Source organism: Listeria tempestatis (assembly GCF_963575625.1).
In the GTDB taxonomy this organism is placed as follows: domain Bacteria; phylum Bacillota; class Bacilli; order Lactobacillales; family Listeriaceae; genus Listeria; species Listeria tempestatis.
This window is the reverse complement of record NZ_CAUYTK010000001.1, coordinates 123,784-146,269: the sequence shown is the minus strand read 5'-3', so window position 1 is coordinate 146,269 and position 22,486 is coordinate 123,784. Positions and strand designations below refer to the sequence as shown.

32 protein-coding genes and 2 pseudogenes are annotated in these 22,486 nt (G+C 41.8%); 4 read left to right on the top strand and 30 right to left on the bottom strand.

Annotated features, from left to right (window positions below):
• Positions 1 to 3: 3 nt before the first annotated feature.
• The 23 genes and pseudogenes from R8923_RS00890 to R8923_RS00780 form a co-directional block, all read right to left on the bottom strand.
• A complete protein-coding gene (locus R8923_RS00890; protein WP_485870871.1) occupies positions 4 to 156 on the bottom strand; it encodes a DUF6906 family protein in 153 nt (50 codons plus the stop codon).
• Positions 153 to 383, bottom strand: a complete 231-nt coding sequence (locus R8923_RS00885) for a hypothetical protein (protein WP_485870870.1) — start codon at positions 381 to 383, stop codon at positions 153 to 155. Before R8923_RS00885 ends, R8923_RS00890 begins: the two co-directional genes overlap by 4 nt.
• Positions 384 to 761, bottom strand: coding sequence for a YopX family protein (locus tag R8923_RS00880; protein ID WP_485870869.1), 378 nt, complete (start codon positions 759 to 761; stop codon positions 384 to 386).
• A complete protein-coding gene (locus R8923_RS00875) occupies positions 748 to 1,233 on the bottom strand; it encodes a hypothetical protein (protein WP_485870868.1) in 486 nt (161 codons plus the stop codon). Before R8923_RS00875 ends, R8923_RS00880 begins: the two co-directional genes overlap by 14 nt.
• Positions 1,214 to 1,387, bottom strand: coding sequence for a hypothetical protein (locus R8923_RS00870; protein ID WP_485870867.1), 174 nt, complete (start codon positions 1,385 to 1,387; stop codon positions 1,214 to 1,216). The genes R8923_RS00875 and R8923_RS00870 overlap by 20 nt, the downstream gene beginning before the upstream one ends.
• On the bottom strand, positions 1,384 to 1,644 hold the full coding sequence (locus tag R8923_RS00865) for a hypothetical protein (RefSeq protein ID WP_485870866.1): 261 nt from the start codon (positions 1,642 to 1,644) through the stop codon (positions 1,384 to 1,386). The genes R8923_RS00870 and R8923_RS00865 overlap by 4 nt, the downstream gene beginning before the upstream one ends.
• Entirely contained in the window at positions 1,645 to 2,016 is a 372-nt protein-coding gene (locus tag R8923_RS00860; protein ID WP_485871207.1) for a DUF1642 domain-containing protein, read from the bottom strand.
• Positions 2,017 to 2,106: 90 nt separating this feature from the next.
• A pseudogene (locus tag R8923_RS00855) lies at positions 2,107 to 2,319 on the bottom strand (class I SAM-dependent methyltransferase); the annotation flags it as partial.
• Between the two features lie 27 nt (positions 2,320 to 2,346).
• Positions 2,347 to 2,763: pseudogene (locus R8923_RS00850) on the bottom strand (DNA N-6-adenine-methyltransferase); the annotation flags it as partial.
• The gene (locus R8923_RS00845; protein ID WP_485870865.1) at positions 2,764 to 2,937 is read right to left on the bottom strand and encodes a hypothetical protein; all 174 of its coding nucleotides are present in this window, start codon (positions 2,935 to 2,937) and stop codon (positions 2,764 to 2,766) included. It abuts the pseudogene before it with no gap.
• Between the two features lie 5 nt (positions 2,938 to 2,942).
• Positions 2,943 to 4,940 (bottom strand): DNA polymerase, encoded by a 1,998-nt coding sequence (locus tag R8923_RS00840; protein WP_485870864.1) that lies wholly within the window; start codon positions 4,938 to 4,940, stop codon positions 2,943 to 2,945.
• A gap of 223 nt (positions 4,941 to 5,163) precedes the next feature.
• On the bottom strand, positions 5,164 to 5,727 hold the full coding sequence (locus R8923_RS00835; RefSeq protein ID WP_485870863.1) for a DUF2815 family protein: 564 nt from the start codon (positions 5,725 to 5,727) through the stop codon (positions 5,164 to 5,166).
• 22 nt (positions 5,728 to 5,749) lie between these two features.
• Positions 5,750 to 6,925: a DUF2800 domain-containing protein gene (locus tag R8923_RS00830; protein WP_485870862.1), complete on the bottom strand. Its 1,176-nt coding sequence runs from the start codon at positions 6,923 to 6,925 to the stop codon at positions 5,750 to 5,752.
• The gene (locus R8923_RS00825; RefSeq protein WP_485870861.1) at positions 6,926 to 7,471 is read right to left on the bottom strand and encodes a hypothetical protein; all 546 of its coding nucleotides are present in this window, start codon (positions 7,469 to 7,471) and stop codon (positions 6,926 to 6,928) included.
• Positions 7,468 to 7,863, bottom strand: coding sequence for a hypothetical protein (locus tag R8923_RS00820; protein ID WP_485870860.1), 396 nt, complete (start codon positions 7,861 to 7,863; stop codon positions 7,468 to 7,470). The genes R8923_RS00825 and R8923_RS00820 overlap by 4 nt, the downstream gene beginning before the upstream one ends.
• Positions 7,860 to 8,048: a hypothetical protein gene (locus R8923_RS00815; protein ID WP_485870859.1), complete on the bottom strand. Its 189-nt coding sequence runs from the start codon at positions 8,046 to 8,048 to the stop codon at positions 7,860 to 7,862. Before R8923_RS00815 ends, R8923_RS00820 begins: the two co-directional genes overlap by 4 nt.
• The gene (locus R8923_RS00810; RefSeq protein WP_485870858.1) at positions 8,045 to 8,284 is read right to left on the bottom strand and encodes a hypothetical protein; all 240 of its coding nucleotides are present in this window, start codon (positions 8,282 to 8,284) and stop codon (positions 8,045 to 8,047) included. Before R8923_RS00810 ends, R8923_RS00815 begins: the two co-directional genes overlap by 4 nt.
• Positions 8,285 to 8,300: 16 nt before the next feature.
• A complete protein-coding gene (locus tag R8923_RS00805; protein WP_485870857.1) occupies positions 8,301 to 8,495 on the bottom strand; it encodes a hypothetical protein in 195 nt (64 codons plus the stop codon).
• The gene (locus R8923_RS00800; RefSeq protein ID WP_485870856.1) at positions 8,482 to 8,664 is read right to left on the bottom strand and encodes a hypothetical protein; all 183 of its coding nucleotides are present in this window, start codon (positions 8,662 to 8,664) and stop codon (positions 8,482 to 8,484) included. Before R8923_RS00800 ends, R8923_RS00805 begins: the two co-directional genes overlap by 14 nt.
• Positions 8,654 to 8,953 carry a helix-turn-helix domain-containing protein gene (locus tag R8923_RS00795; RefSeq protein ID WP_485870855.1) on the bottom strand — a complete coding sequence of 100 codons (300 nt, stop codon included), beginning with the start codon at positions 8,951 to 8,953 and terminating at the stop codon, positions 8,654 to 8,656. Before R8923_RS00795 ends, R8923_RS00800 begins: the two co-directional genes overlap by 11 nt.
• Positions 8,940 to 9,722, bottom strand: a complete 783-nt coding sequence (locus R8923_RS00790; RefSeq protein WP_485870854.1) for a Rha family transcriptional regulator — start codon at positions 9,720 to 9,722, stop codon at positions 8,940 to 8,942. The genes R8923_RS00795 and R8923_RS00790 overlap by 14 nt, the downstream gene beginning before the upstream one ends.
• A 235-nt stretch (positions 9,723 to 9,957) precedes the next feature.
• Complete coding sequence (locus R8923_RS00785) at positions 9,958 to 10,314, bottom strand: hypothetical protein (RefSeq protein WP_485870853.1); 357 nt, start codon at positions 10,312 to 10,314, stop codon at positions 9,958 to 9,960.
• A gap of 36 nt (positions 10,315 to 10,350) precedes the next feature.
• Positions 10,351 to 10,572 (bottom strand): helix-turn-helix domain-containing protein, encoded by a 222-nt coding sequence (locus tag R8923_RS00780; protein WP_485870852.1) that lies wholly within the window; start codon positions 10,570 to 10,572, stop codon positions 10,351 to 10,353.
• Between the two features lie 174 nt (positions 10,573 to 10,746).
• On the opposite strand from R8923_RS00780, the gene R8923_RS00775 reads away from it, so the two are divergent.
• The 4 genes from R8923_RS00775 to R8923_RS00760 all read left to right on the top strand — a co-directional run bounded on the left by R8923_RS00775 (position 10,747) and on the right by R8923_RS00760 (position 13,762).
• The gene (locus R8923_RS00775) at positions 10,747 to 11,112 is read left to right on the top strand and encodes a helix-turn-helix domain-containing protein (protein WP_485870851.1); all 366 of its coding nucleotides are present in this window, start codon (positions 10,747 to 10,749) and stop codon (positions 11,110 to 11,112) included.
• Positions 11,113 to 11,183: 71 nt separating this feature from the next.
• Entirely contained in the window at positions 11,184 to 11,678 is a 495-nt protein-coding gene (locus R8923_RS00770; protein ID WP_485870850.1) for an ImmA/IrrE family metallo-endopeptidase, read from the top strand.
• Between the two features lie 113 nt (positions 11,679 to 11,791).
• A complete protein-coding gene (locus tag R8923_RS00765; RefSeq protein ID WP_485870849.1) occupies positions 11,792 to 12,556 on the top strand; it encodes an LptM family lipoprotein in 765 nt (254 codons plus the stop codon).
• A gap of 66 nt (positions 12,557 to 12,622) precedes the next feature.
• The gene (locus R8923_RS00760; protein ID WP_485870848.1) at positions 12,623 to 13,762 is read left to right on the top strand and encodes a site-specific integrase; all 1,140 of its coding nucleotides are present in this window, start codon (positions 12,623 to 12,625) and stop codon (positions 13,760 to 13,762) included.
• A gap of 212 nt (positions 13,763 to 13,974) precedes the next feature.
• Here the strand turns inward: R8923_RS00760 and R8923_RS00755 are convergent, their stop codons facing one another.
• From R8923_RS00755 to ahrC, 7 genes are all read right to left on the bottom strand, one after another.
• Positions 13,975 to 15,237, bottom strand: coding sequence for a dihydrolipoamide acetyltransferase family protein (locus R8923_RS00755; protein WP_485870847.1), 1,263 nt, complete (start codon positions 15,235 to 15,237; stop codon positions 13,975 to 13,977).
• A 17-nt stretch (positions 15,238 to 15,254) separates the two neighbouring features.
• On the bottom strand, positions 15,255 to 16,238 hold the full coding sequence (locus tag R8923_RS00750; protein WP_485870846.1) for an alpha-ketoacid dehydrogenase subunit beta: 984 nt from the start codon (positions 16,236 to 16,238) through the stop codon (positions 15,255 to 15,257).
• 2 nt (positions 16,239 to 16,240) lie between these two features.
• The gene (locus tag R8923_RS00745) at positions 16,241 to 17,239 is read right to left on the bottom strand and encodes a thiamine pyrophosphate-dependent dehydrogenase E1 component subunit alpha (RefSeq protein WP_485870845.1); all 999 of its coding nucleotides are present in this window, start codon (positions 17,237 to 17,239) and stop codon (positions 16,241 to 16,243) included.
• Between the two features lie 34 nt (positions 17,240 to 17,273).
• Positions 17,274 to 18,701, bottom strand: a complete 1,428-nt coding sequence (lpdA, locus tag R8923_RS00740) for a dihydrolipoyl dehydrogenase (RefSeq protein ID WP_485870844.1) — start codon at positions 18,699 to 18,701, stop codon at positions 17,274 to 17,276.
• A gap of 15 nt (positions 18,702 to 18,716) precedes the next feature.
• Complete coding sequence (gene buk / locus R8923_RS00735) at positions 18,717 to 19,784, bottom strand: butyrate kinase (RefSeq protein WP_485870843.1); 1,068 nt, start codon at positions 19,782 to 19,784, stop codon at positions 18,717 to 18,719.
• Positions 19,785 to 20,313: 529 nt separating this feature from the next.
• Entirely contained in the window at positions 20,314 to 21,996 is a 1,683-nt protein-coding gene (gene recN / locus R8923_RS00730) for a DNA repair protein RecN (protein ID WP_485870842.1), read from the bottom strand.
• An 18-nt stretch (positions 21,997 to 22,014) separates the two neighbouring features.
• On the bottom strand, positions 22,015 to 22,464 hold the full coding sequence (gene ahrC / locus R8923_RS00725) for a transcriptional regulator AhrC/ArgR (RefSeq protein WP_485870841.1): 450 nt from the start codon (positions 22,462 to 22,464) through the stop codon (positions 22,015 to 22,017).
• Positions 22,465 to 22,486 lie beyond the last annotated feature (22 nt).

The window sequence follows — 22,486 nt, the reverse complement described above, 5'->3', positions numbered from 1 at the left end:
TCCTTATTTAAATACGGTTCTTGTTTGATTGAAATAGCGATGTCGTAGAACCATCACGTTCGTTTTATCTTTACTCACTAGCCAATTTTCCGGGTCTAGTTTTGCCTTTTTAATCCGGTTTCGTTGTGCCACTGTGGGCTTTTTGCCGTGTTTCATTCGTTTTCCTCCTCCTTTTCACCTTTTAAAATTTTATACAGCAACGTATTTTGTTCTATGAGCAGTTTATGCGCTTCCCAGTTTTCTTTGTTTGCTTCTTTAAGAACTTGAATGTACTTTTCTCGCACTTCTATCTTTTTTACATCGACTTTATTAGCATCGTCAAACAACTTCCAAACGATGACCATTGCTATTAGAAAGATGATTGCCGCAATAAGTGCCACCATTTATCCCGCCTCCAACAAGTCAGGATTTTCCCATTTGTTGCCGATGACTTCAATATCGTCTGTCACTTCCCATAAGTCATATGCAATATTTTCACATTCAGCAATGAACTTCCCTTCGTGAAATATAATTTCATTATATTCGCCACGGAATTCGTCCCAGCCAATATCCCCTTCAAAAATTTTCTTTCCATTTTTGTCGCGCAATCCTGTGTATTGGCTGATTTCTACACATAAACTTGACGAACGCGCTTTACACGACGTACCCTTAATTTCGAAATCAAAATGCCAAAATGGTTTTCCGTCTATAAATTCTACATCTGTCACTTGTCCTAATACTTCCCAAGTGTAATCCCAAACCCTAAACTCAATCTCTCTCATTTTCTAAATCCTCCATTTCACAGCCCTCAATTACTTCTATTAATCGATGCGCAATACATGTTGAATTGCAACCGTCCCAATCAACAAAAACTCCATGAACGCTCGTATCTGTTATAGTGCCAAGAATTCCAGTTTGAATCATACGCACTCTATCGCCTATTTTCATCACATTTACTCCATGCAATTCCTCCATTACGTAACTCGTGGTCATCGTACCTATTTCCTTGCCTATCAGCTCTTTGAGTACGTCCTCAATATCGTCCACTAATACTTTTTCAATGCGCATATTCTTTAGAGGTAATTCGCGAACAGTGTTGGGAAAAGGGATATCTAACTCATCATCCTTTGCCATTTGAAAAATATTGTGTGCTCGTTCTTCGCTTGCACATACAATATAGAGCCACTCTTTCGCGGACTGTTCAATTAACCATGTTGTTTTTCCGCATGCTCGCTTACCGCCTATTATTTTCATTGTCTATAACCTCCACGCGAGTATCAATCATGATATATTCCGCTCCGCAATCACATTTAACAGTAATTGAGCCGTCTAATTTGTTTGGAGACTTCCCAATAACGACACCTTCCCAATCATCTTCTAAAACACGCACTCGATCACCTATTTTCATTCCGCGTCCTCCTCGTAAATATCTAGAACACCATCTTTTTTGGGCAAGATAATACCTGCTGAAAGAACCTCAACATTTGTTCCTCTTTCGCCGTTTTCATCGTCTTTCACTATAATAGTGATCATTTGATCATCGGAATATGGTTGGACAATAACAAGATTGTCTTCTTTTATATTTACGCCTTCTATGTTCTCATACTGGTCTAAACCTGTTTGTAAAGTTTTAGAAATTTCTTTCATCGTTTCAAATTTTTCCATTCACTCGTCCTCCTCTACTGGCACCGCAAATTTCCAGTACCATTCATCAATCGCTTTTATTTCTGATTTGGTGAATTTGTATTTATAGCCTGCGTCAAACTTGTATTCGCTTAGAAGTAACAATTTACCGTTATCAGTCTGCTGATGCAAAATAGAACTTATCACAGCGGGTAATTTCACATAATAAAGTTGTTCTACCTCGACCTCGTAGCCGTTTAAGATAGCATCAATTGCTACTTTTTTATTCTCCTCAATCCAATTTCTGAAATCTGGAGCAACAACATAGTTAAAATAATCAAGTACTAGTATGAATATCTTATCCGTTGTATCCCCTTTGGTCTTCTTGTACCAATCATCAAAACACTGCGGCACTGTCGGTTTTTCAAGTGACTCGACAAGTTCACAACTGTTAGGGTGGTAGAAAAACGGAGCGTCATTAATCCCAAAATTACCGCTATCGTATACAACATGTGGCGGGTCAAACACGACTAAATCAAACGTTTCATTTCCAAACGGCATATCTCGAAAGTCCCCAAGCACATCGGGTTTAATTTCTAGTTTTCTTCCGTCACATAAATTTGTTTCTAATTCTCGAATATCCATAAACGTCACATCTGGATTTTGTTTATCAAACCAGAACATCTTAGAGCCGCAACATGCGTCTAGTATTTTCATTCGGTTTCCTCCTTTTTTAAAAATAACGACCGCGCTCGGGAAAAGTGCAGAATTTAACACTTCTCCTTTTAACTCAAATTTCACACGACCTTTTAAAAATCGAATTTCCGCATAAGGAAACACGTATTTGTGCCATGCTTTTGTATCCGTTCGAGCGGGAATAAGCATCACAACTTGATTGTTATAGTCCTGTCTGCTCTCAAAATAAGCTTTTTCAATGAATTTTGAGAGCTGTTTTCCGTATGGCGGGTTACAGAATACCGAACCGCGCCATTTTTGATTTAAAGCATTATTTTCTTCTGAAAACCACACATCGCACTTATGATTGTTCGCATCAGCAGCGGCATCTAACGTAAATTGAAACTCACTATTTAAAACGTCAAACAGCGCTTGAGGCGTTTCCCAAATGTGATTTTTACTACTAAAATGTAACTTAGTTTTCATTCACTCACCGCCTCCAAGTTTTTTATACGCATATACACCGCGTCGCGGTCGTTCGATTTTGCAATTATCAAGTAGTTTTTGAAGTTCAGACGTACAATCTCGTTCTAGCTCCTCTTCGATTTGGGCTTTTTTCGTCGGCCCGTTTGATCGTAGATATAAAGTAATATCATTCATTTATATCAGTCCTTTTTATAATAGTTCGTTTCGTAGCCGTCCGCGCTAAGCGGCAAGCCTTCTGCCCACGCAACGGGCTCCGCCATAATCGCGTTCACTTCCTCAATGTCACGCCCGCCTTCTTCTACTTCCAGCACGACCTCATCATGTACATGAAACACGATGTCATATCCTTCTTCGTCTAGCCGCTTCATCTTCTCAGCTAACAAATCCCTAGCGACGGCTTGCGTGATGTTCTCGACGAGTTTCCCGCCGTACGTGGATAGTTTGCCGGGCATAACGCGCCCTTCATCTTTTCCGTAGTAGTGAATCGCCGTCCGTCCGAATTTATTTTCTTCTAAAGATGGCTTCGCGTAAGAGAGATATCGCCCAGAAGGCAACATAATGAAAAGGAAATTCGATTTACCAACCATCCGGATGCCGTGTTTGACTTTTACCGTACATTGGTTTTCTAAAGCTTCGATGGCTGCACTTTCCACGTCGTACCAAAATCTTACAATGTTCGGACTCGCTTTCCGCCAAGCGTCTACGATGCTTTTATAGTTCGCGTCAATGCGCCTTTCTCGTTCCGCTTCATCTGTCACGCCTGATAAATCCGGGCGGATTTTCCCCGCACGATCCATCGCTTTCATCGCCCCAACGGAGCCCTGAAAACCAGCCGCGAGTTCTGCCACTTTGCCGCGTTGCCGTAGCTCCGCGCCTTCTGCGGTGGATTTATCAATTTTTTCAATCGGGACGTGAAACATGCTTGAAGCAGACGCCTCATAAATTTTTCCGTGTGTTTGAAACACGTCCAACCGCCACGTTTCATCAGCGAGCCAAGCAAGGACCCGCGCCTCAATCGCGCTAAAGTCACTCACCAAAAAAGTAAAGCCAGGTTTCGCAACGAGCGCCGTGCGAATCAACTGTTTCAAGATGTCTTCTAAACTCTCGTACAGCAGTTCGATACTCTCCACATCTTTCGCTTTAGCGAGTTCGCGCGCAATGTCGAGCGTCTCTAAATGATTCTGCGGGAGATTCTGCGTCTGAATTAAACGCCCAGCCCACCTCCCCGTCCGGTTCGCGCCGTAGAATTGTGACACGCCCCGGATTCTTCCGTCCGGGCAAACTGCTTTTTTCATCGCGTAATATTTTTTAGTGCTACTGTTGCTTAAGCTCTTGCGAATCGTTAATACTTCTTTGGCTTCGCTAGAAACAGAATCGTCAGCAAGTAAGGCGTCAACGGATTCTTTATTTAAACTTTTAGAGAAGACGCCTCGAGCTTGTAGCCATTCTTGCATTTGCTTTAAGCTGTTTGGGTTATCTAAACCCGTCAAAAGTCTAAGCTTAGCTGTTGCAGCCTCGCTCGCACTCTCTATCATTTCCGTTGCCGCTTGGACTAGTACGCTATCAATCTGAACGCCTCTGTCATTAATTCGCTGATCAAGTGCATATAGGGCCCATTCCCTGTACGGATAACGGTCTACGACATCAGCGATGGCCATCTCGGTAACTACGTCCTGCACACAGTAAGCTTTGAACTTCGCCCACTTCTCTTCATCATGTTCGGGCAAATTTCGAGTCCGGCTACCGTTAGCTTTGGTCGGTCTACAAGGTTTGGAAAAGTAATTGATTAACGCGGTCCCCGAGGTGTCCTTCTGCTCCCGTATGTTTAAAAACTTCGCGCACTGTCCGAGTGAAGCCGGCAGTCCTAATATGGAAGCCTTCACCATCGTACAACGCCATTGCGCGGGGTCTAGCCAAAAGTTTTTCAGATAATAACTTAAACAAACACGTTCAAACTGCGCATTATAAGCGATTTTTAACACGTCCGGGTCGGTTAAGGCTTGTTCAATATCAGTCGGTAACGCTTCTTTCGTTAAATCTACAATTTGGACAGCTCCGCCATCAATTGAATATGCAAAAAGTAAAATGTCAAAATTCGGCGAGGACGCATATTTATAGACCCCGTCTTTAATATTGAAGTCGGAAAAGGTCTCAATGTCGATGTTCAAAGTCTTCATCGCACACATCCCCGGTGTACATATTCATGTCGCCTAGCTCTCGGAAAAATGAGTAAACACGTCTTCGCTTGATTGGAATAAATCAAATGTTTGCTAAACATCCGTGCTCTTGTTTCACTCTCACATTTATTTACGAGCACAAAGGCACCACCTAGACTGGCGTATACATCTACTTTCATAAAAGTTCACTCCTTTTAGAGAAGAGGGCCGAAGCCCTCCGTTTTTACATCAAATCGGTGAAGTCTTCTTCCTCTGCCTCGAATTCCTCAAAGTCGGATTCAGCGCTTGCACGTCCGCCGAGATAATCCCCATAGCCGAGTACCATGACGTTATTCAGTCCTGCGGTAATGCCTTTATTACCTGCTGTGTTGTAGGCGTAGAAATTAAGTGAGACATTCGCAAACACGCCGCTGTATACTTCGTCTGGATCTGTTGTTTTCTCTTTCGCTTTATTCAAGATGCCGGGTTTCTGTTTGCTCGATACGTTCATGAAATAGTGGTCTTTAAAGTCTGGGTTTTCGTCCGTATCAAGCTCCTCATCCGCATCACGTAGGGTCTTTCTCAAGTTTGTCGGCTTTTTACCGCCGAATTTGGAAGCGAGGCCTTGATTTAGGGCGGCCTCTTGCGCGGCTTTAATCGCTTTTAGGGATGCCTTATCCTCTTTCGGGATTAAAATCATGGTCGAATATTTCGGCTCTTGGCCTTCAAACGCTTTCGGTTCTAATAAACTCACATAACTCAGTCTTACCTTTTTTAAAATTGCTTTCGTTTCGTTTGATTTTGCCATTTTGACATCGTCTCCTTTTTAATTAAAGTTCTTTAAAATCTTCTTGCGCACTCTGCGCTTTATTCATCGCGGGGCGTTTATCTGACTCTTTCACGAGCGCGGGTTTGCCCGGCGGCTTAGCGATTAAATCCGCTAAGACTTCGCTAAACGCTTCTTTTCCTATTGCTTTTTCTAACGCAGTTAAGTTAAGTAGTTCTTGCGGCTTAAAAATACCCTCGAAGCCAGCTTCTTGAAGAAGTGAGGCGGCTCTTTCTTTATCGGTAATCATGCGATTACTTCTCCCTTCTACGAGTTTTAAGCCGGGGAACGTTTCGTCGTGGTCACGGGCTTGCGTAAGGGCATAAGACTCGACCTGCTCAATCCATTTTTTAATTTCCGGGGCTTGAAGTAAAATCTCCGCCATTTCTTCCTTGCTTAGTTTCTCGGCCGGTTCCTCAAAATCTAGCCGTGCCGCTTCTAGATTGGCATCAGCTCGAGCTCGACAGACGGCTTTGGCCACACACCAGCGGCACGCCGCCTCACTTGGAACGAGTGGACCTTCTCCACTTAATGCTAGTTCAGCACGAGGTCGGACAAAATTGTCCGCCCATTCGAGAAGTTCCGCTAAAGGCATTTCATCGGTGGACGATTCGTTCAGCCGTGGTTGAATGATGGTCATTTTGACTGTTTCAAAATCATACATGAGGCTATACAGCTCGTAAGCACCTAGCGCATACAAACGCATTTGCGGATTGCTGGTAGCGAAAACAGGCACCCCTTTGCCGTATTTAAGGTCGACAATATGAAGCGTTCCATCTGCGATAATCACCACATCTGACGTCCCGAAGCCTTCAGGCACCCATCGGCTAAAGTCGACGCGCTGTTCTAAGTCAATAAAGGCATCGGGGTAACTGTTGAATAGCTCGATGACCTCATTCACGTAGTCACCCGTGTAGTCGTCCATCTCTTTCGAATAGTACTCATTGTCGGCTTTAAATTTATTTAAACGACGTGTGAACGTTCGCCTATTAATTTTTTCTGTGTGAAGCATCAACTTAAGCTCAGACAACGTATGTGCCGCTGTGCCCTCCTCGGCGTACACCGAAGTTTCTCCTCGCTCCGCATACTCAGCTAACTCTTCTTCCATTCGTACACTGCCGGGACATGATAACCATCTTGCCGCCCCTGACGCAGATAGCTTAGCGTGTGTGTCAGGCATCTATAACGCCTCCAGTTTAGCCATGAAGGACGCATAATGCTCCGCGTCTAGGGATTTTATGTTTGGAACGCCGTAGTCTTCTTTAAGCATTTTGGAAATCTTCGACGCTTTTTTCTTTGCGTCCGGGTCAGTGTTAGCCTTGCTAATGATAGGGGCCACTTTACGCTGTACATCACCGAGTGTGATGGTCGGCGTATCCTCATCGCGCGGCTCGATGGCATCTATCAGTTTGAAACGCTCTAACACAGCCGGAAGCTCTTTTTCTTCCATATCGACGAGGCGTTTCTTGAAGTGGTTCTTAAGTGTATCCGCCACGTCTCTTGACTTGCCGTCCTTTTCAAGCTTATCGCGGAGTGCTTCTACTTCCGGACGAATGCTCGCCTTAGGCTCCTCTTTATTCGCTTTCTTCGTTTCTTGCGGCGGCTGGGCTACAGAGTCGCGTGCCTCTTTCCAATCTTCCGGATTATAAAATTTCATCTCTTCCCCTAAAAAGTCGGTCATCTCTTGCTTAATTTCATCCAACGTTCCTTCAAAATAAATTTTCATTTCAATTCCTCCTCTAGCGCATCGAGTGTATCAAGCATCGCTTGTAGCTTTGGAGAGTTTTTCGCAAGCTCTTTCAGTTTAAACTGCTCTACTGTACGTTTTGCCTCCTCGTCAATTTCCGCTTTTAAACTCTTTATTTTCTGATGTTTTTCGTTGAGTGCCTCGAACCCAGAAAGGTCCACACTAGCCATAGCGAATTTTTCAGCTTTTACACAATCAGACCCTTCTGTATACTCCACAAACCGAGCCAGAGCAAGACCATACCGGGTTTGTACAACAAGTAAATCTCCCTCTTGTAAGTCCTCCATGTAGGTTAAAAAACTATAATGTTTCGATTCGTTAAAGCTTGTAAGGTTCTCGACGAATCGAACTTTGATTCGATTAATTTTCATTTCGTTTCCTCCTCCTCCTTCTTCTTAAGTTGGCCTCGTGGCACCCAAAACGAGGTACCTTCATTCCCGACATAGGCCATCCCTGATTCGTGAATGTCCATTACCTGATAAACTCCACCTGGTGAGGCGTACGGCTCTACGCCCGTTATCACTGTTAGCTGTACGCGGTCGCCTACTTGAATCATTCAAGTTCCGCCCTTTCTTTTTCCGCCCAAAAGGCTTCTTTGTCGATTTTTAATAGAATAAACTTACCTTTTCTCCGCGTCACTTCTCCGTTGTAATGGTCGAACACGGCAACGGAATATCCGAATCGCGTTTCCACAAGGACTAAGTCGTCCCCCGTGAGCCCCTCCAGTTGCGTTAAGTACGTGTACGTTTTACTCGGATCGCTCATAAAATGGATAACAGCTTGTTGCGTCATTTGCCTTTCCCTCCTCTCAATAATTAAACTTCGCTTTTCGGTAAAAATAGGCCTGCTCAAGAAACATGTCGCGTTTTATCTGTTCCACTTCTCCTTTCGGTACTATTGACTCTAGTTGAGAAATGTTTCGATTTAGTTCAGATTCAGAGCAACTTTCCCAAAAATCACATAACTGTTTCATTTGCTCCACGGCTGAATCAATCGTCTGCATTGCCTTTCACCCCCAAACGTGCTAAATTATAATCAGAAATAATTTTTTGTATGCTCTTTCGCGAGGTGGCCGCCTCTTTGGAAAGAGCTTTTTCTTTTGCCTCACCTCCTAAAGTGATTAAGATAAGAATTGTAGAACCTAATAGTAGAAAAAACAGTTCAATTATCACGAAACAGCGCTCCTATCTCTTCGAATTTTGCCAATTTTCCGTTTACTTGTTCTAGTTGCAATTTAAGTCGCTTATTCTCCTCTTCGGATTCATAGACGCGAAGTTTTAATACGTTTAATTCGGTATCCGGGTTTCTCGTACCGAGCCATTCCTCAAGCGCCTCTTCACTAAAGCGCCATTCTGACCCGATTTTCTGCCCCGGGATTGTCCCATTATTCGCGTAGCGGTAAAGAGACGTTTCGCCTATCTTTAACAAATGGCGAGCCTCTTTGGCATTAAGGACGGTCATAGTCACCCACTCCATGCTGAATCGCAAACTCTTTTACGACTGCTAGGTAAATTTCAAGTAATTTTTTGTCCTCAGCGATGACATCTAATTTGTTCATTTTGTCGATTTTGGATTTACTCGCACCGTTTAGAGCGGCATTTCCTCGCATATTGGTTAGTCGAATCGATAAGCGGCAACTTGCCCGTCGCTCTAACTCTTCGTAGATAGCAGTTTGTACCTCTTGATAAGCCCCAAATCCTCCTTTTAGCTGTGCGATTTTATTAATCAGCGTCCGCGCATCTTTCCGCCAATCCGTGGAATTTAACGCGACAATCTCGCTAATGTTATCTACTTTATCTTCAATTCGTTTTGTCGCCATTTCTTGTTTCGCTAATGCCTGCCCTAATTGCAACATCATTTGGAGCTTTGGACTGAGCTGGGAATAATCGACTTCTTCTTTAATATGTTGCTCCATTTGGTTGAACTGCTGAACATAGTACGCGGTGAATTGAACGCCCTTTTTACCAATCATCTTATTACCTATCATTTCACAGCCCTGTTTCGTGCATTCGTAGCAAGGTAGTTTTTTCCCTTGTTCTGATGTGTAGGTAGATTCAATGAAAAATTCGGACGGCGCAACTTTGCGCTCTCCTCCAAAATCGCCCAATCCATCTTTGGACTCGGCTAAATAACCGATGTATTGACGGATATCTCGCATTAAATCCTTGTGCGCTTTCCCTACCTGTTTAGCGATTTCTCTACTATTAATTGTTCGTTGTAATTCGTTCATTTTTTTACTTCCTTTCCTGTTTTAAATTTGCCCCCGGGGGAACTTTGCGTTCGGCTCCAAGGGTGCTCCATTTTGTGGCACCCTTTGAAAGGTGGTCATCTCCTCAACCTGTCCCCTGAATTAAGGGAATGGTTTTAACGAGCTCTCTTGTCCGTATCGTCCATTTTGGAGGATGTGGCATGCTTTCAAAATATGTTATCTTATACTGTCTTTGATGGGGTACCTTGAAAGTACCTCATCGTTCATTTTGCGCATTGAGATCATTCTTTTTCGTGAACTGAATGAGTGTTTGGAGTCTGTCTATAATGTCTTCTAGTATCTTTTCAGAACTTTTGGAGAAGCCGTAGTAAGAATCTACTGCCCTTGAGTCTTTAATCGTATGGGCTAGTATTTTATCGTTGGTGAAATATTGATAGAAGTAGATGGCCCCATCTTCGCCCTCAGACATATGACCTTTACTAAGAAGCGTTTCACCTTCAAAAAATTCGTTAAACTTGCTTTGGTCTTTAGCTTTAATATGAATCGTTGCCCCTTCCTCAAAACCTTCTATTAACTCTTTCGCTTCTTCTAATAATTTATCTTCTCTTTCCATTTATAATTCCTCCTTCAAAAGTTTCATTTTTGCAACTTATTGGTAAAAAAAATATCTATCAGCTGAAATTTTAAAATGTTGACATATAGCCTTTATTTCACTTGCCGAGAAGTCCCCCCCTGTGCCGTTTAGCTTTTGGTTCAGGTTCGATACTGATAAATTCAAAATTTCAGCTAGTTCCCGTTGTCTAATGTTATTCTCAACCATATACGCTTTTAAGCGGTTGTACGGTTTGTATTTTCTCGTTACAGTACTCATCCATATCCCCCCTCTCTAGTTTCATATTTGCAACTTACAAACCAAACTATACACTATAATTTTTAAGGTGTCAACACAAAAATTATAATTTATGAAACTTTTTTGCCGTGTGGTTGAATTTATGCAACTAAGCATGGTATAATCTATCTATCACATATATAGGAGAGAATAAAAATGACTACACTAGGTGAACGCTTGAAAAAACTTCGTCAAAGCAGAAATTACACGTTGGAGCAACTCGCTGAATTATTAACATCCGAAAGCACCGATAGAAAAATAAATAAAGGGTTGATTAGCAGATGGGAAAAAGATGAAGTTGAACCGAGAATTTCTGTTCTTAGAGGATACTGTTCTCTCTTCGATGTTTCCCTAGACTATCTTTTAGGTAGGACAGATGTAAAACGTCCTTTATCTGAGAAAGAAGAGTTTGAGGCGTTCGCAAAAAATCCGGAGATGGAGCGTTGGTACCGTAGCATGCCTGAGGATGAAGAGAGTATGGAACGGCTTTACGAGATTTGGAAATTATTTAAAGAAAAATAGTTATCTATTGATTTTTAATTTACCCCTCTTTATAATAAGAACACACGTTCTATTTAATAGGGGGATTTTTAATGAGATTAACTTTGCTAGAGGAAAAAGTGAAAGAGCTTTATAGGGAGTTAGATATTCAGTCACCACAGAACCTTGACATGCAATACATTTGCAACGAGTTAAATGTTAAATTCAAAATATGGAGCTTTGGTAGTGAGTCGGGTACTATCCGTAATCAGCCTTATATCTGCATCAATAAAAATCTCGGCATTTGCGAACAGTGGTTTGACTTTGCGCATGAGCTAGGGCATATCATTAAGCATAGCGGGAATCAACATCGACTACCTGCTCTTTTCATTGACTATCAAGAGCGACAAGCAAATCATTTTGCTGAACATTTTTTAGTACCGACTTTTATACTAGAGAAGATGAATTTTCCCACGATTCAATCGGAGCAAAATATTTTCTATATGATGAAACTGTTCCCCGTTAACCGGACGGTGGCAAAAAAGCGGCTACTTCAATATTCAACCGCCGTTCTCGAGGCCCATCTTGATAGTTACAACTTTTTATAATGTGTAAAATAGACAAAATATTCTCTATTTTTGTCTAATGCGTGAATTACAAGCGTTCTATTTTCTGATAAAATAAAAAGTTGGAAACGCATACTAAAAATGGAGGAATGGGAATGAAAAATATTTTATTTGTGCTGATGGCGGCTCTATTAAGTGTGGGGCTAACAGCATGCGGAGATGAACCAAAAGCGGAAGAAAAAACAGCAGCTAAAGAGAAAAAAGAAGTTTCGTTAACGCTAGATAAAAATGAGATAACGCCTGACGAAAATGGATATTTCGAGGTCCAAGGAACGACCGAGAAAGGGGCAAAAGTTTATATCGAAGGTTCGGAAATAGACGTTGACGAGAATGGTTGGTTCGGAGTTAATAACACGTACACAGGCGATGGAGATAAAACCCTTTCGATTGAAGCTAAAAAGAAAGGTGAAAAAGAAAATCTTCAAATCGTAACTCTTCACAAACCGAAAGAAAAAATATACGGATTAAATGAAGAAGCTATTGTAAAACAAGGGGGCGAAAACTTATTTTCAATTACTATAAATAAAACCTCTTATGACTTATCAAAGGATTGGTATGAACGTGCCGACGCTTACCCTGATGTCAACTCAAATAATCTAATTGAAGTTGTTTATACATTAAAGAACTATTCAGCAGGTGAAAATTTCGATTCACTGTTTACAGATTTCACAGTTTACGATGACGCTGGAAGTACTCTCGAACTGGTCGATTACACGGGTGCAGGAAACGGGAATGGGATTTCTAATGGCAAAAATACTAAATATACATTATGGTATGAGTTAACGTCCAAAACATCAAAAATAGCAATCGACTACTCGCACGATGGCCACAATTTAAGTTTTGTAAGCTCAATTAATTAAGCCCGTTCATTCGGGCTTTCTGTTTAATTAAAAAATAGAACATATATTCGAAAGAAGGTGTTAACAGTGACAAGATTAATCGGGACAGTCGAGAAAAGAGGTAAAGAAACGTGGCGCTTGCGGGTTACAGTCGGGTACGATGCGGCGGGGAAACAGATTAAGAGAAGTCGCACAACGCGAGCCAAACGCGCGGAGGATAGAGAAAAAGAATTAGCCGCATTCATCGCTGAACTTGAGTCGAACGAGTATTTAGAGACTAAAAATATTTTATTCCGCGACTTCGTAGAAGATTATCGGAAAAAGCACGTCATGAAAAATTTGCAAGTCACGACACGTCAGTCTTATAAAACGAGTCTTGACTTGTACATCGTCCCCTACTTCGGCGCTAAAAAAATAGAGAAAATAAATGCGATGCACATCATGAACTTTTTGGAGTACCTCGAAGATCAAGGAAAAGGGCCGCATGTGCGCCGTAACGCCCTCAACGTTTTGCGTTCTATCTTTACAAAAGCGGTAGAATGGCGTCTTTTAAAACACAATCCTTGCGAGGCTATTAAGCCTCCGAAACTCACGAAAAGGACACAAAAGGTATTCGACGAGAACGAACTTAAACGTTTATACGAAAAGCTAAAAAAAGAGCCGCTCGACTGGCAAGTGCTCGTTCAAATTGCCGTTGTGACAGGCGCACGAGAGGCGGAAATCGCGGCTATCGAATTTAAGAATGTGGACCTAGTTCATAAAACTATACTTTTCGAAAATACAATTGTTGTGGAAACGGGAAAAGGTGTAACGATCCGCCCGGGGCTAAAAACGAAAGCGGACAGACTAGTCTCCATCCCAGATTCTCTTGTTACACTTTTAGCGGAATATAAACAAATTCGGGAGGAGGAAAAAGAAATTTTAGGTGCAGAGTGGAACTGGTCAGACCGCTTCTTTCTTTTCTCAAATGTGAACGGAAAACCAAAACGCCCCGACTCCATTTACGAGAGGTGGACTCAGTTCTTAAAACGGGCAGACCTACCGCCAATCCGGTTTCATGACATTCGCCACACGTCCGCTTCGCTACTCATTGCGAAGGGAGTTCATGCGAAAGTGATTCAGGAGCGCCTAGGACATTCTAACATCGGGACTACGATGGATATATATAGTCACGTTTTCCGAGAAGCTGACCAGTCCGCCGCCTCGCATTTCGAGGGTTTATTTTAGTCTTTTTTCTGGGGCTGAAATGGGGCTGAGAGGTCTAACGTTAGGTAGTTTTTACGAACGTATGTATGTGTATATTGAAGTCGAAAACCGCATAAAAAAAGCCCTCTAACGCTATGTATCTTCACATAATGCTAGAGGGAAAACATCTAGGGAGTTTAGGGGTATGGATCTAGATGTACAAGTACCATACCCCTATATTCACAAAATAAACGTTAATAAAGCGGCGTATTATCTTGTGTCATCTCTTCCACAGACTTCTTAATGGACTGCAAGAAACGCCCTGCGAGCAAGCCATCTAAAATACGATGATCGATCGATAGACATAGATTTACCATATCACGCACCGCAATCATATCGTCCACGATAACCGGCCGTTTCACAATCGCCTCCACTTGTAAAATGGCTGCTTGCGGATGATTAATGATACCCATAGACTGAACGGATCCAAATGAACCTGTGCTATTCACTGTAAATGTTCCACCTGACATATCATCATTTGTCAGCTTATTTGCACGTGCTTTTGCAGCCAGTTCGCTAATTTCACGTGCAATACCTTTGATTGATTTTTCATCAGCATTTTTAATGACTGGCACGTATAGTAAATCATTCGCTGCGATAGCAATTGAAATATTGACATCTTTATGCTCAATAATTTTATCGGAAGCCCATGTACTATTTAGCTCTGGGAACTCTTTAAGCGCACGTGCTACAGCTTTAATAAAGAACGCAAAATACGTAATGCCGAATCCTTCTTCTTTTTTAAAGGATTCTTTAATACTATCACGATAGCGTACAAGACTTGTTGCATCAGCTTCTACCATCATCCAAGCGTGTGGAATTTCATGTTTGCTTTCTACCATGTGTTTCGCAATAGCTTTACGCACACCATTTACAGGAATTTCGCGGTCACCATTTGCCGCACGCGGATAGTCTTTCGGCGCTTCTTTCACCGTTTTTTCAGAAGCCGCTACTTTTACAGGAGCAGATTTCACGCCGCCATTTTCAACAAAGCGAAGGACGTCTTTCCGAGTAATTCGACCACCTAGACCCGTTCCCGTGAAGTCAGCCAAGTCAATTTGGTTTTCTGAAGCTAAACGTAATACAGCAGGAGAAAAGCGCGCGCCAGTTGGAGCATTTGCTTTCGCTTCCTTTAGACTACCGCCGTTTTGTTCCACTTTAGGTTCGTCTTGCATCGTTGGTTCTTCAGATGCTTCCACAGGTTCAGCACCATCTACATCTGTTTCAATCGTACAAATGATAGCACCAACTTCAAGCGTTTCATCTTCCTTCGCGATAATCTCTTTAATGACACCACTATATGATGATGGAATTTCTGCCGTCACCTTGTCTGTCAATACTTCAGCCAAAGCATCATATTTTTCAACTTTTTGTCCCGGTTCCACAAGCCAAGAACTAATCGTTCCCTCCGTTACACTTTCACCAAGTTTCGGCATTGTAATTTCCATAACAGCCACACTTCTTCACTCCTTCTTTAAAATTCCGCAAGTTCCCGCATCTTATCTAAAATCTTATCCGGATTAATCATGAAATACTTTTCCATCGTCGGCGAAAATGGCATTGCGGGCGTATCTGGACCAGCTAAGCGCGCAATTGGCGCATCTAAGTCGAATAAACAATGTTCCGAAATAATCGCCGCCACTTCCCCGATGATGCTACCTTGTTTGTTGTCTTCGGTAACTAAAAGGACTTTCCCCGTCTTCCTAGCCGCTTCAATAATGGCTTCCTCATCAAGCGGGTAAAGCGTTCTTAAATCTAAAATATGCGCTTCATATCCGTCACTAGCAAGTCGTTCTGCCGCCTGCTGCGCGAATTCAACGGCAAGTCCGTAGGTAATGATTGTAATATCATCCCCAGTGCGTACAACATTGGCTTTTCCAATTGGAACCGTGTAGTCCGTTTCCGGAACTTCCCCTTTAAGCAAGCGGTAAGCTCTTTTATGTTCGAAAAAAAGCACAGGATCATTGTCGCGAATCGCTGCTTTTAGCAATCCTTTTGCGTCATAAGGGTTTGATGGTGCAACGATTTTCAGCCCCGGCTGACCGAAGAATACTTTTTCGACGGACTGCGAGTGGTAAAGTGCTCCGTGTACGCCACCACCAAAAGGCGCACGAATGACCATCGGCACAGTCCAGTCGTTGTTCGAACGGTAGCGAATTCTTGATGCTTCGGAAATAATCTGATTCACTGCCGGCATAATGAAGTCCGCAAACTGCATTTCAGCAACTGGACGATACCCGTACATAGCTGCTCCAATGCCAACACCTGCGATTGCCGATTCTGCAAGCGGTGTATCAATAACACGCTCTTCTCCAAATTTATCATAAAGACCAGCTGTTGCTTTAAACACGCCACCTTTTTTACCAACATCCTCACCTAAAATAAATACTTTATCATCGCGTTCCATTTCTTCGCGAAGTGCCATTGTAATGGCATCAATATATGAAATGACTGGCATTTTTACTCCTCCTCCGCATTCTCTTCGTATACATGTAGAAGTGCTGATTCTGGCTCTGCGTATGGTGCGTTTTCCGCATATTCTGTCGCCTCGTTCACTTCTTTTGCAATTTCTTTTTCAAGAAGTTGCAAGTTTTCTTCTGTCAAAACTCCTGCTTCTAAAAGCTCGTTTTGGAAGATGAGTAGCGGATCTTTAGCTTTCGCATTATCTACTTCTTCTTTTGAGCGATACGCACGGTCATCGTCATCTGAAGAGTGTGGCGTAAATCGGTACGAAACCGTTTCAATAAGCGACGGACCTTCACCTGCACGAGCACGGTCCACAGCACGTTTAAATGCCGTATATACTTCTGTAATATTATTCCCATCTACTCGTTCACCAGGCATGCCATAACCAATTGCACGATCCGAAAGTTGTTTTGCCGCGTATTGTTTTTCTGCTGGAACACTGATTGCATATTTATTATTATGAATAACATAGACAACTGGCAATTTATGCACACTTGCAAAGTTGATACCTTCATGGAAATCACCTTGGTTGGAAGAGCCTTCACCCGTTGAGGCATATGCAACAATATTTTCACCTGCCATACGGGCAGCTAATGTGATGCCCGCAGCATGAGGAAACTGCGTTGTAACAGGCGAACTTTGCGTCACAATACGCTGTGCTTTATGTCCAAAATGGGCAGGCATTTGTCGTCCACCTGAATTTGGATCTTCTGCTTTTGCAAAAGCAGAGAGCATAATTTCTTTTGCAGTCATTCCAAATGCGAGCACTACCGCTAAATCTCGGTAATAAGGTAAGCAGTAATCTGCATCTAAATCAAAGGCATAAGCTGCACCAATTTGTGCGATTTCTTGTCCTTGTCCTGAAATTGTAAATGGAATTTTCCCAGAACGATTTAATAGCCACATACGTTCGTCTAAACGGCGAGCTAGTAAAGTCGTGCGGAACATCTCCAGTAATTTTTCATCAGATAATCCAGTATCTTTTAAAGCCATTATCTTTCCTCCTAATTATAAACCAAGGTATTTATTACCCGTGAATTTGATTGCCATCAACAGCAAGAGCCGCTTCCGCAAATGCTTCTGATAAAGTTGGATGCGGATGAATCGTTGCCCCAATCTCAAAAGCAGTTGCATCAAGTACTTGAGAAAGTGCTGCTTCACTAATCATGTCCGTCACATGTGGCCCAATCATAGACACACCAAGAAGATCATCCGTTTCTTTATCCGAACACACTTTAACAAAACCGTCCGATTCTCCAAAAACAAGCGCTTTTCCAATGCCACGGAAAAAGAATTTTCCTTTTTTTATCACGTGTCCACGCTCTTTTGCCACGTCCTCACTAATTCCAACACTTGCAATTTCTGGCGATGTGTAAATACACCGAGGAACAAGGTCATAATTTAGTTTTTCTACCTCTTTACCAGCAATAAAGTTGGCTGCTATCGTCCCCTCGTGCATCGCAACGTGCGCCAGTTGAAGCGTTGGAATACAGTCACCAATCGCAAACATATGACTTTCCTTCGTTTGATAGACGTCATTCACTTGGATAAATCCTTTTTCAACGATAACATCTGTATTTTCTAAACCGATATTTTCAACATTAGCCGCGCGACCAACAGACACTAGCATTTTTTCAGCTGTAAAAGTTTGTTTTTCGCCCTTAACAAGCGCATCAATTGTAACAGAACCATCTTTTTTGATTAAAGAATCCGCCTGAACTTCTGCACTTGTAATCATTTTAATCTTTTTCTTTTTAAAGAGCCTCATTAGTTCTTTCGAAATTTCCTTATCTTCCGTTGGGATAATTCGGTCTGCATATTCAAGAACCGTTACATCAACGCCAAAATCATGCAACATCGAAGCCCACTCCATACCAATTACACCGCCACCGACAATTAAAATCGACTTCGGCAAAGCCTCCATTTGAAGTGCCCCGTCAGAGGAAAATACATCTTTTTCATCAAGTTCAAGTCCTTTTAAGGAGCGTGGTCTTGAGCCCGTTGCGATAATAAGATTTTTCGAAATAAGCATTTCATTTTCGGAGCCATCATTAAACTCAACAGAAATTGTTCCCGCAGTTGGTGAAAAAATGGAAGGACCTAAAATGGTTCCTTTTCCTTCATATAAATCAATTTTCCCTTGTTTAAACAGTTGATGGATACCATTTGTCAATTGTTCAACAATTTTTGCTTTGCGTTCTTGCGCTTTTAAGAAGTTAAGTGATGCACCGCCTTCAACAGTCACCCCAAATTCTTCTGCCTTCTTAACTGTTTGGAAAACTTCTGCAGAACGTAATAATGCTTTACTTGGAATACAACCTCGATGTAAACATGTTCCGCCCAATTTGTCTTTTTCAACAACTGCTACAGATAAGCCGTTTTTTGCCGCACCAATTGCCGCAACATAACCACCAGTTCCGCCGCCTAAAACGACTACATCATACTCTTTCGCCATCTAAAAATCCTCCTCCTAGTATTCTAACGCGAGCTCTTGCCCTAATAATATCCGTTGCGCTCCTTCATTTAAAGCCTTCATTTCGTCTTCACCTGGTGAGATGATCACTTTCGCAAGCCAAGATGTTTGCTCTGTTATTTTTTTCGTAAAAGCCTCACTTCTCGCAAGGCCGCCAGTTAAGATAATCGCGTCGACTTGTCCAGCAAAATGTACAGCTAGACCCGCAATTTCCTTACTCACTTGAAGCGCCATCGCATCAAAAATGAGTGTCGCATAGTCGTTTCCATCTGCTATCATCTTTTCAACTTCACGCATATCCGTAGTCCCTAAATATGAATAAATACCGCCCTCACCCATAAGTTGCCTTTTAAGTTCTTCTTTTGAATGTTTTGGATTAAAACACGCGTCTAAAAAGGTGTTAAGCGGTAAAGTTCCAGCGCGTTCAGGACTAAACGGGCCCTCCCCGCCAAGCGCATTATTCACATCAATGGCAAGACCATTTTTGTGTGCTGCAACCGAAATACCACCGCCCATGTGTGCAATAATGAAACGACTTGCCTCATACGTCTGCCCCAGCTGGCTAGCCACTTTGCGCGCCGTAGCCTTATGATTTAATGCATGAAAAATACTAACTTTCTCATAATCCTTATGCCCAGAAATTCGCGATGCAGGTTCTAATTCATCGACAACGACTGGATCTACAATATAAATTGGAATTTGAAGGTCCGCTCCTAGTTCAGCCGCAATTAAACCACCTAAATTAGATGCATGTTGCCCTGAAACACCAATTTTTAAATCATGAATCATTTTCTCCGTTACCTTATACGTACCGCCTTTTAACGGTCTTAAAAGTCCCCCGCGACCCACAATAGCATCAAGCTCATCAAGCTCAAATGCCTTACTATGCAATGTCCGGACAATAATTTCCTTACGAAATTGAAGTTGATCAAGAACTGTTTGAAACGGCTTTAATTCTTCATGCACATGTCTTATTTCTTCTTCAAAACGCAAAGCTTCACCATCAAAAATAGCGAGTTTTGTTGAAGTCGAACCTGGATTTATCGCAAGTACTATAAAGCTCATTTTTGCCCCCTTCTAGCGCCATTCGCCAACTGAATTAAATTTGTGAAATTTGTTCTACGTTATCAGTTATTTCAGTACTATTGTAACATGCGCGCTTCACAATCCAAAAACCCTTTGCATCAAAAATGAAGAAAACGCTTTATTCCGATTTTTATAAGATATTCAGACCATTCTGCCAGTTAATAAAAAGGGCAATATTACATTTAATTTCAAATCCTTCACTTAAGAAACATCGTGCAGACGTCTTCTTAGTCTACCTTCATTCCAATTCAAATCATTTTGTATATTGCTTGGCATCATCTATTTTTCTACTAAATTAGGTGCATTTTCACATCTCGCAATCAGTGCAAATATAAGGGAAGACTTGCACTCATTTGATCACTTCCAAACTAAATGATTGCGTCATTTAAAACTTTCCATAAAAAATAAAAGCTGCATGAAAAATTAGTAGTTGTTTTTATAAGCAGGTAATAAAACTTACTCTTATATTTTAAACAAAAACCTTTTTTCATGCAAGCAATTTTGTTTTTTATCGTGCGGCTTTCGCCTTCCTCGCTTGAGAAAGCATTTCTTCCGCATGTTGTTTCGCCAGCTCAGTGACTTCCGTTCCGGCAATCATTCGACTAATTTCCAAACTTTTTTCAGCCCCACTAAGAATTTCCACATTCGTAGATGTTCGCTCATTTTCAACACTCTTCGTAATATAGTAATGATGATCGGCCATTGCCGCCACTTGCGGTAGATGCGTAATACATAGGACTTGTGACCCTACAGAAACTGCGTAAATTTTTTCAGCAATTGCTTGTGCCACACGTCCGCTTACTCCCGTATCAACTTCATCAAATATTATAGACGTAATCCCTTGGTGCTTCGAAAAAATGGTTTTAAGCGCCAACATCATACGAGATAATTCACCACCAGAAGCGATTTTTGTCATCGGTTTCGCTGGTTCACCTGGATTAGTGGACATGTAAAAGACCACCTCATCCAAACCCGTTTCTGAACATGCTTCTTTAGCTGAAAAATGGACTTCAAATATGGCTTTCTCCATATACAGCTGGCTGAGTTCTTGCTTAATTTGTGCTTCCAATTGGGTGGCTGCTTTTTTCCTTAGGGTCGTCAAATGCGTAGCCTTTTCGGCAACCTGTTTTGCTAGTCGTTCGACATTTTCTGAAAGTTCGCCAACATGTACCTCGCTATTCGCTAATTTTTGAATTTCATCTTGGATTTCAAGGTGATAGGCAATAATATCTTCCACTTTTTTCCCGTACTTCCGTTTCAATTGGTTCATTTCCGCGAGGCGGTTTTCAATTTCATGTAATTGCTCTGGCTGAAATTCCATTTGATCGAGCGCCTGCCTAATTTGTGTTGCCGCGTCTTCCAATTGATAGTAGCTTGATGCAACCGTTTCGTATATTCCATCAAAATCAGATGATACATCTTTCGCTGTTTCAAGCTGGTGCATCGCCTCACTAACCGCAGAAAGCCCGCCAGAATCATTTTGAAGCGCACTATACGCACCATTTAAATTTTCGTTTAATTTCTCGAAATTGGCCAGAATATTTTTTTCCTGAAGGAGTGTTTCTTCTTCACCTTCTTGCAAGTGGGCGGCTTCAATTTCCTGATTTTGAAATTGAAGCATATCTAGACGCTGGGCGAGTTCCTGTTCGTTTTTTGTGAAATCACGAAATTCTTTTTGCGCTTTTTTATATAAAGAAAATGTCTCTTCATATTCTTCAAAGGGTTTTGTTTCGCCGCTAAACCGGTCGAGAAGTGTAAGGTGAAACTCGTCATGCATAAGTTCTTGGTGCTCATGCTGACTATGAATATCAATTAATTTGGAACCTATATCTCTAAGAAGCACTGTTGTCACAAGCTTCCCGTTTATGCGACAAACATTTTTCCCGCTTCTAAACACGGTTCGTTCTAACACAACCATATTATCAGTTGCATCAATACCATTTTCTGCAAGCGTTTTTTGTGCTGTGAGATTATCCTCGGCAAGGATAAATAAACCTTCTAATGAAAGTTTATCCTCGCCGTGGCGAATAAAGTGACTAGAGCCCCGACCACCTACAAGTAAACCAAGAGCATCGATAATAATCGATTTACCGGCACCTGTTTCACCAGTTAAAACGGTCATTCCTTCTTCAAAAGAAAGAGAAAGAGATTCAATGATAGCCAAGTTTTTAATCGTTAATTCTTGTAACACCTGTTTGAATCCTCCTTTTTATAGCATCTCCACTAAACGTTCTGAAACTTTTTGGGCTTCTTCTGCCGAGCGACAAATAATAAGACAAGTATCATCGCCACAAAGTGTTCCGGCTTTTTCAGGCCAATTTAAATTATCAAGTAAAGCGCCAATTGCGTTTCCATTTCCCGGCATTACTTTTAAAAGCAAAATAAACTGAACTGTATCAATGCTGATAAAGCAATCAACAAGTGCTCGTTTTAATTTTTGTTGGGGGTTAAATTTATTATCGGCAGGCAAGCTATACTTATATGTCCCGTTTTGCGTTGGGACTTTTACTAAATGAAGTTCTTTAATGTCACGAGAAATGGTTGCCTGTGTCACTTTCACGTCACGCTTTTGCAAAAGTTCCACTAATTCTTCTTGCGTATCAATCTCATTTGAAGTTACAAGTTCACGGATAATAATGTGTCGATGACCTTTATTCACTATTTTTCACCTCGCGTTATTT

Excerpts from the sequence above, each read along its gene's own strand:
- R8923_RS00890 (WP_485870871.1), bottom strand. The coding sequence starts at position 156 with ATGAAACACGGCAAAAAGCCCACAGTGGCACAACGAAACCGGATTAAA.
- R8923_RS00885 (WP_485870870.1), bottom strand. The coding sequence starts at position 383 with ATGGTGGCACTTATTGCGGCAATCATCTTTCTAATAGCAATGGTCATC.
- R8923_RS00880 (WP_485870869.1), bottom strand. The coding sequence starts at position 761 with ATGAGAGAGATTGAGTTTAGGGTTTGGGATTACACTTGGGAAGTATTA.
- R8923_RS00875 (WP_485870868.1), bottom strand. The coding sequence starts at position 1,233 with ATGAAAATAATAGGCGGTAAGCGAGCATGCGGAAAAACAACATGGTTA.
- R8923_RS00870 (WP_485870867.1), bottom strand. The coding sequence starts at position 1,387 with ATGAAAATAGGTGATCGAGTGCGTGTTTTAGAAGATGATTGGGAAGGT.
- R8923_RS00865 (WP_485870866.1), bottom strand. The coding sequence starts at position 1,644 with ATGGAAAAATTTGAAACGATGAAAGAAATTTCTAAAACTTTACAAACA.
- R8923_RS00845 (WP_485870865.1), bottom strand. The coding sequence starts at position 2,937 with ATGAATGATATTACTTTATATCTACGATCAAACGGGCCGACGAAAAAA.
- R8923_RS00840 (WP_485870864.1), bottom strand. The coding sequence starts at position 4,940 with ATGAAGACTTTGAACATCGACATTGAGACCTTTTCCGACTTCAATATT.
- R8923_RS00835 (WP_485870863.1), bottom strand. The coding sequence starts at position 5,727 with ATGGCAAAATCAAACGAAACGAAAGCAATTTTAAAAAAGGTAAGACTG.
- R8923_RS00830 (WP_485870862.1), bottom strand. The coding sequence starts at position 6,925 with ATGCCTGACACACACGCTAAGCTATCTGCGTCAGGGGCGGCAAGATGG.
- R8923_RS00825 (WP_485870861.1), bottom strand. The coding sequence starts at position 7,471 with ATGAAAATTTATTTTGAAGGAACGTTGGATGAAATTAAGCAAGAGATG.
- R8923_RS00820 (WP_485870860.1), bottom strand. The coding sequence starts at position 7,863 with ATGAAAATTAATCGAATCAAAGTTCGATTCGTCGAGAACCTTACAAGC.
- R8923_RS00815 (WP_485870859.1), bottom strand. The coding sequence starts at position 8,048 with ATGATTCAAGTAGGCGACCGCGTACAGCTAACAGTGATAACGGGCGTA.
- R8923_RS00810 (WP_485870858.1), bottom strand. The coding sequence starts at position 8,284 with ATGACGCAACAAGCTGTTATCCATTTTATGAGCGATCCGAGTAAAACG.
- R8923_RS00805 (WP_485870857.1), bottom strand. The coding sequence starts at position 8,495 with ATGCAGACGATTGATTCAGCCGTGGAGCAAATGAAACAGTTATGTGAT.
- R8923_RS00795 (WP_485870855.1), bottom strand. The coding sequence starts at position 8,953 with ATGACCGTCCTTAATGCCAAAGAGGCTCGCCATTTGTTAAAGATAGGC.
- R8923_RS00790 (WP_485870854.1), bottom strand. The coding sequence starts at position 9,722 with ATGAACGAATTACAACGAACAATTAATAGTAGAGAAATCGCTAAACAG.
- R8923_RS00785 (WP_485870853.1), bottom strand. The coding sequence starts at position 10,314 with ATGGAAAGAGAAGATAAATTATTAGAAGAAGCGAAAGAGTTAATAGAA.
- R8923_RS00780 (WP_485870852.1), bottom strand. The coding sequence starts at position 10,572 with ATGAGTACTGTAACGAGAAAATACAAACCGTACAACCGCTTAAAAGCG.
- R8923_RS00775 (WP_485870851.1), top strand. The coding sequence starts at position 10,747 with ATGACTACACTAGGTGAACGCTTGAAAAAACTTCGTCAAAGCAGAAAT.
- R8923_RS00770 (WP_485870850.1), top strand. The coding sequence starts at position 11,184 with ATGAGATTAACTTTGCTAGAGGAAAAAGTGAAAGAGCTTTATAGGGAG.
- R8923_RS00765 (WP_485870849.1), top strand. The coding sequence starts at position 11,792 with ATGAAAAATATTTTATTTGTGCTGATGGCGGCTCTATTAAGTGTGGGG.
- R8923_RS00750 (WP_485870846.1), bottom strand. The coding sequence starts at position 16,238 with ATGCCAGTCATTTCATATATTGATGCCATTACAATGGCACTTCGCGAA.
- R8923_RS00745 (WP_485870845.1), bottom strand. The coding sequence starts at position 17,239 with ATGGCTTTAAAAGATACTGGATTATCTGATGAAAAATTACTGGAGATG.
- lpdA (WP_485870844.1), bottom strand. The coding sequence starts at position 18,701 with ATGGCGAAAGAGTATGATGTAGTCGTTTTAGGCGGCGGAACTGGTGGT.
- buk (WP_485870843.1), bottom strand. The coding sequence starts at position 19,784 with ATGAGCTTTATAGTACTTGCGATAAATCCAGGTTCGACTTCAACAAAA.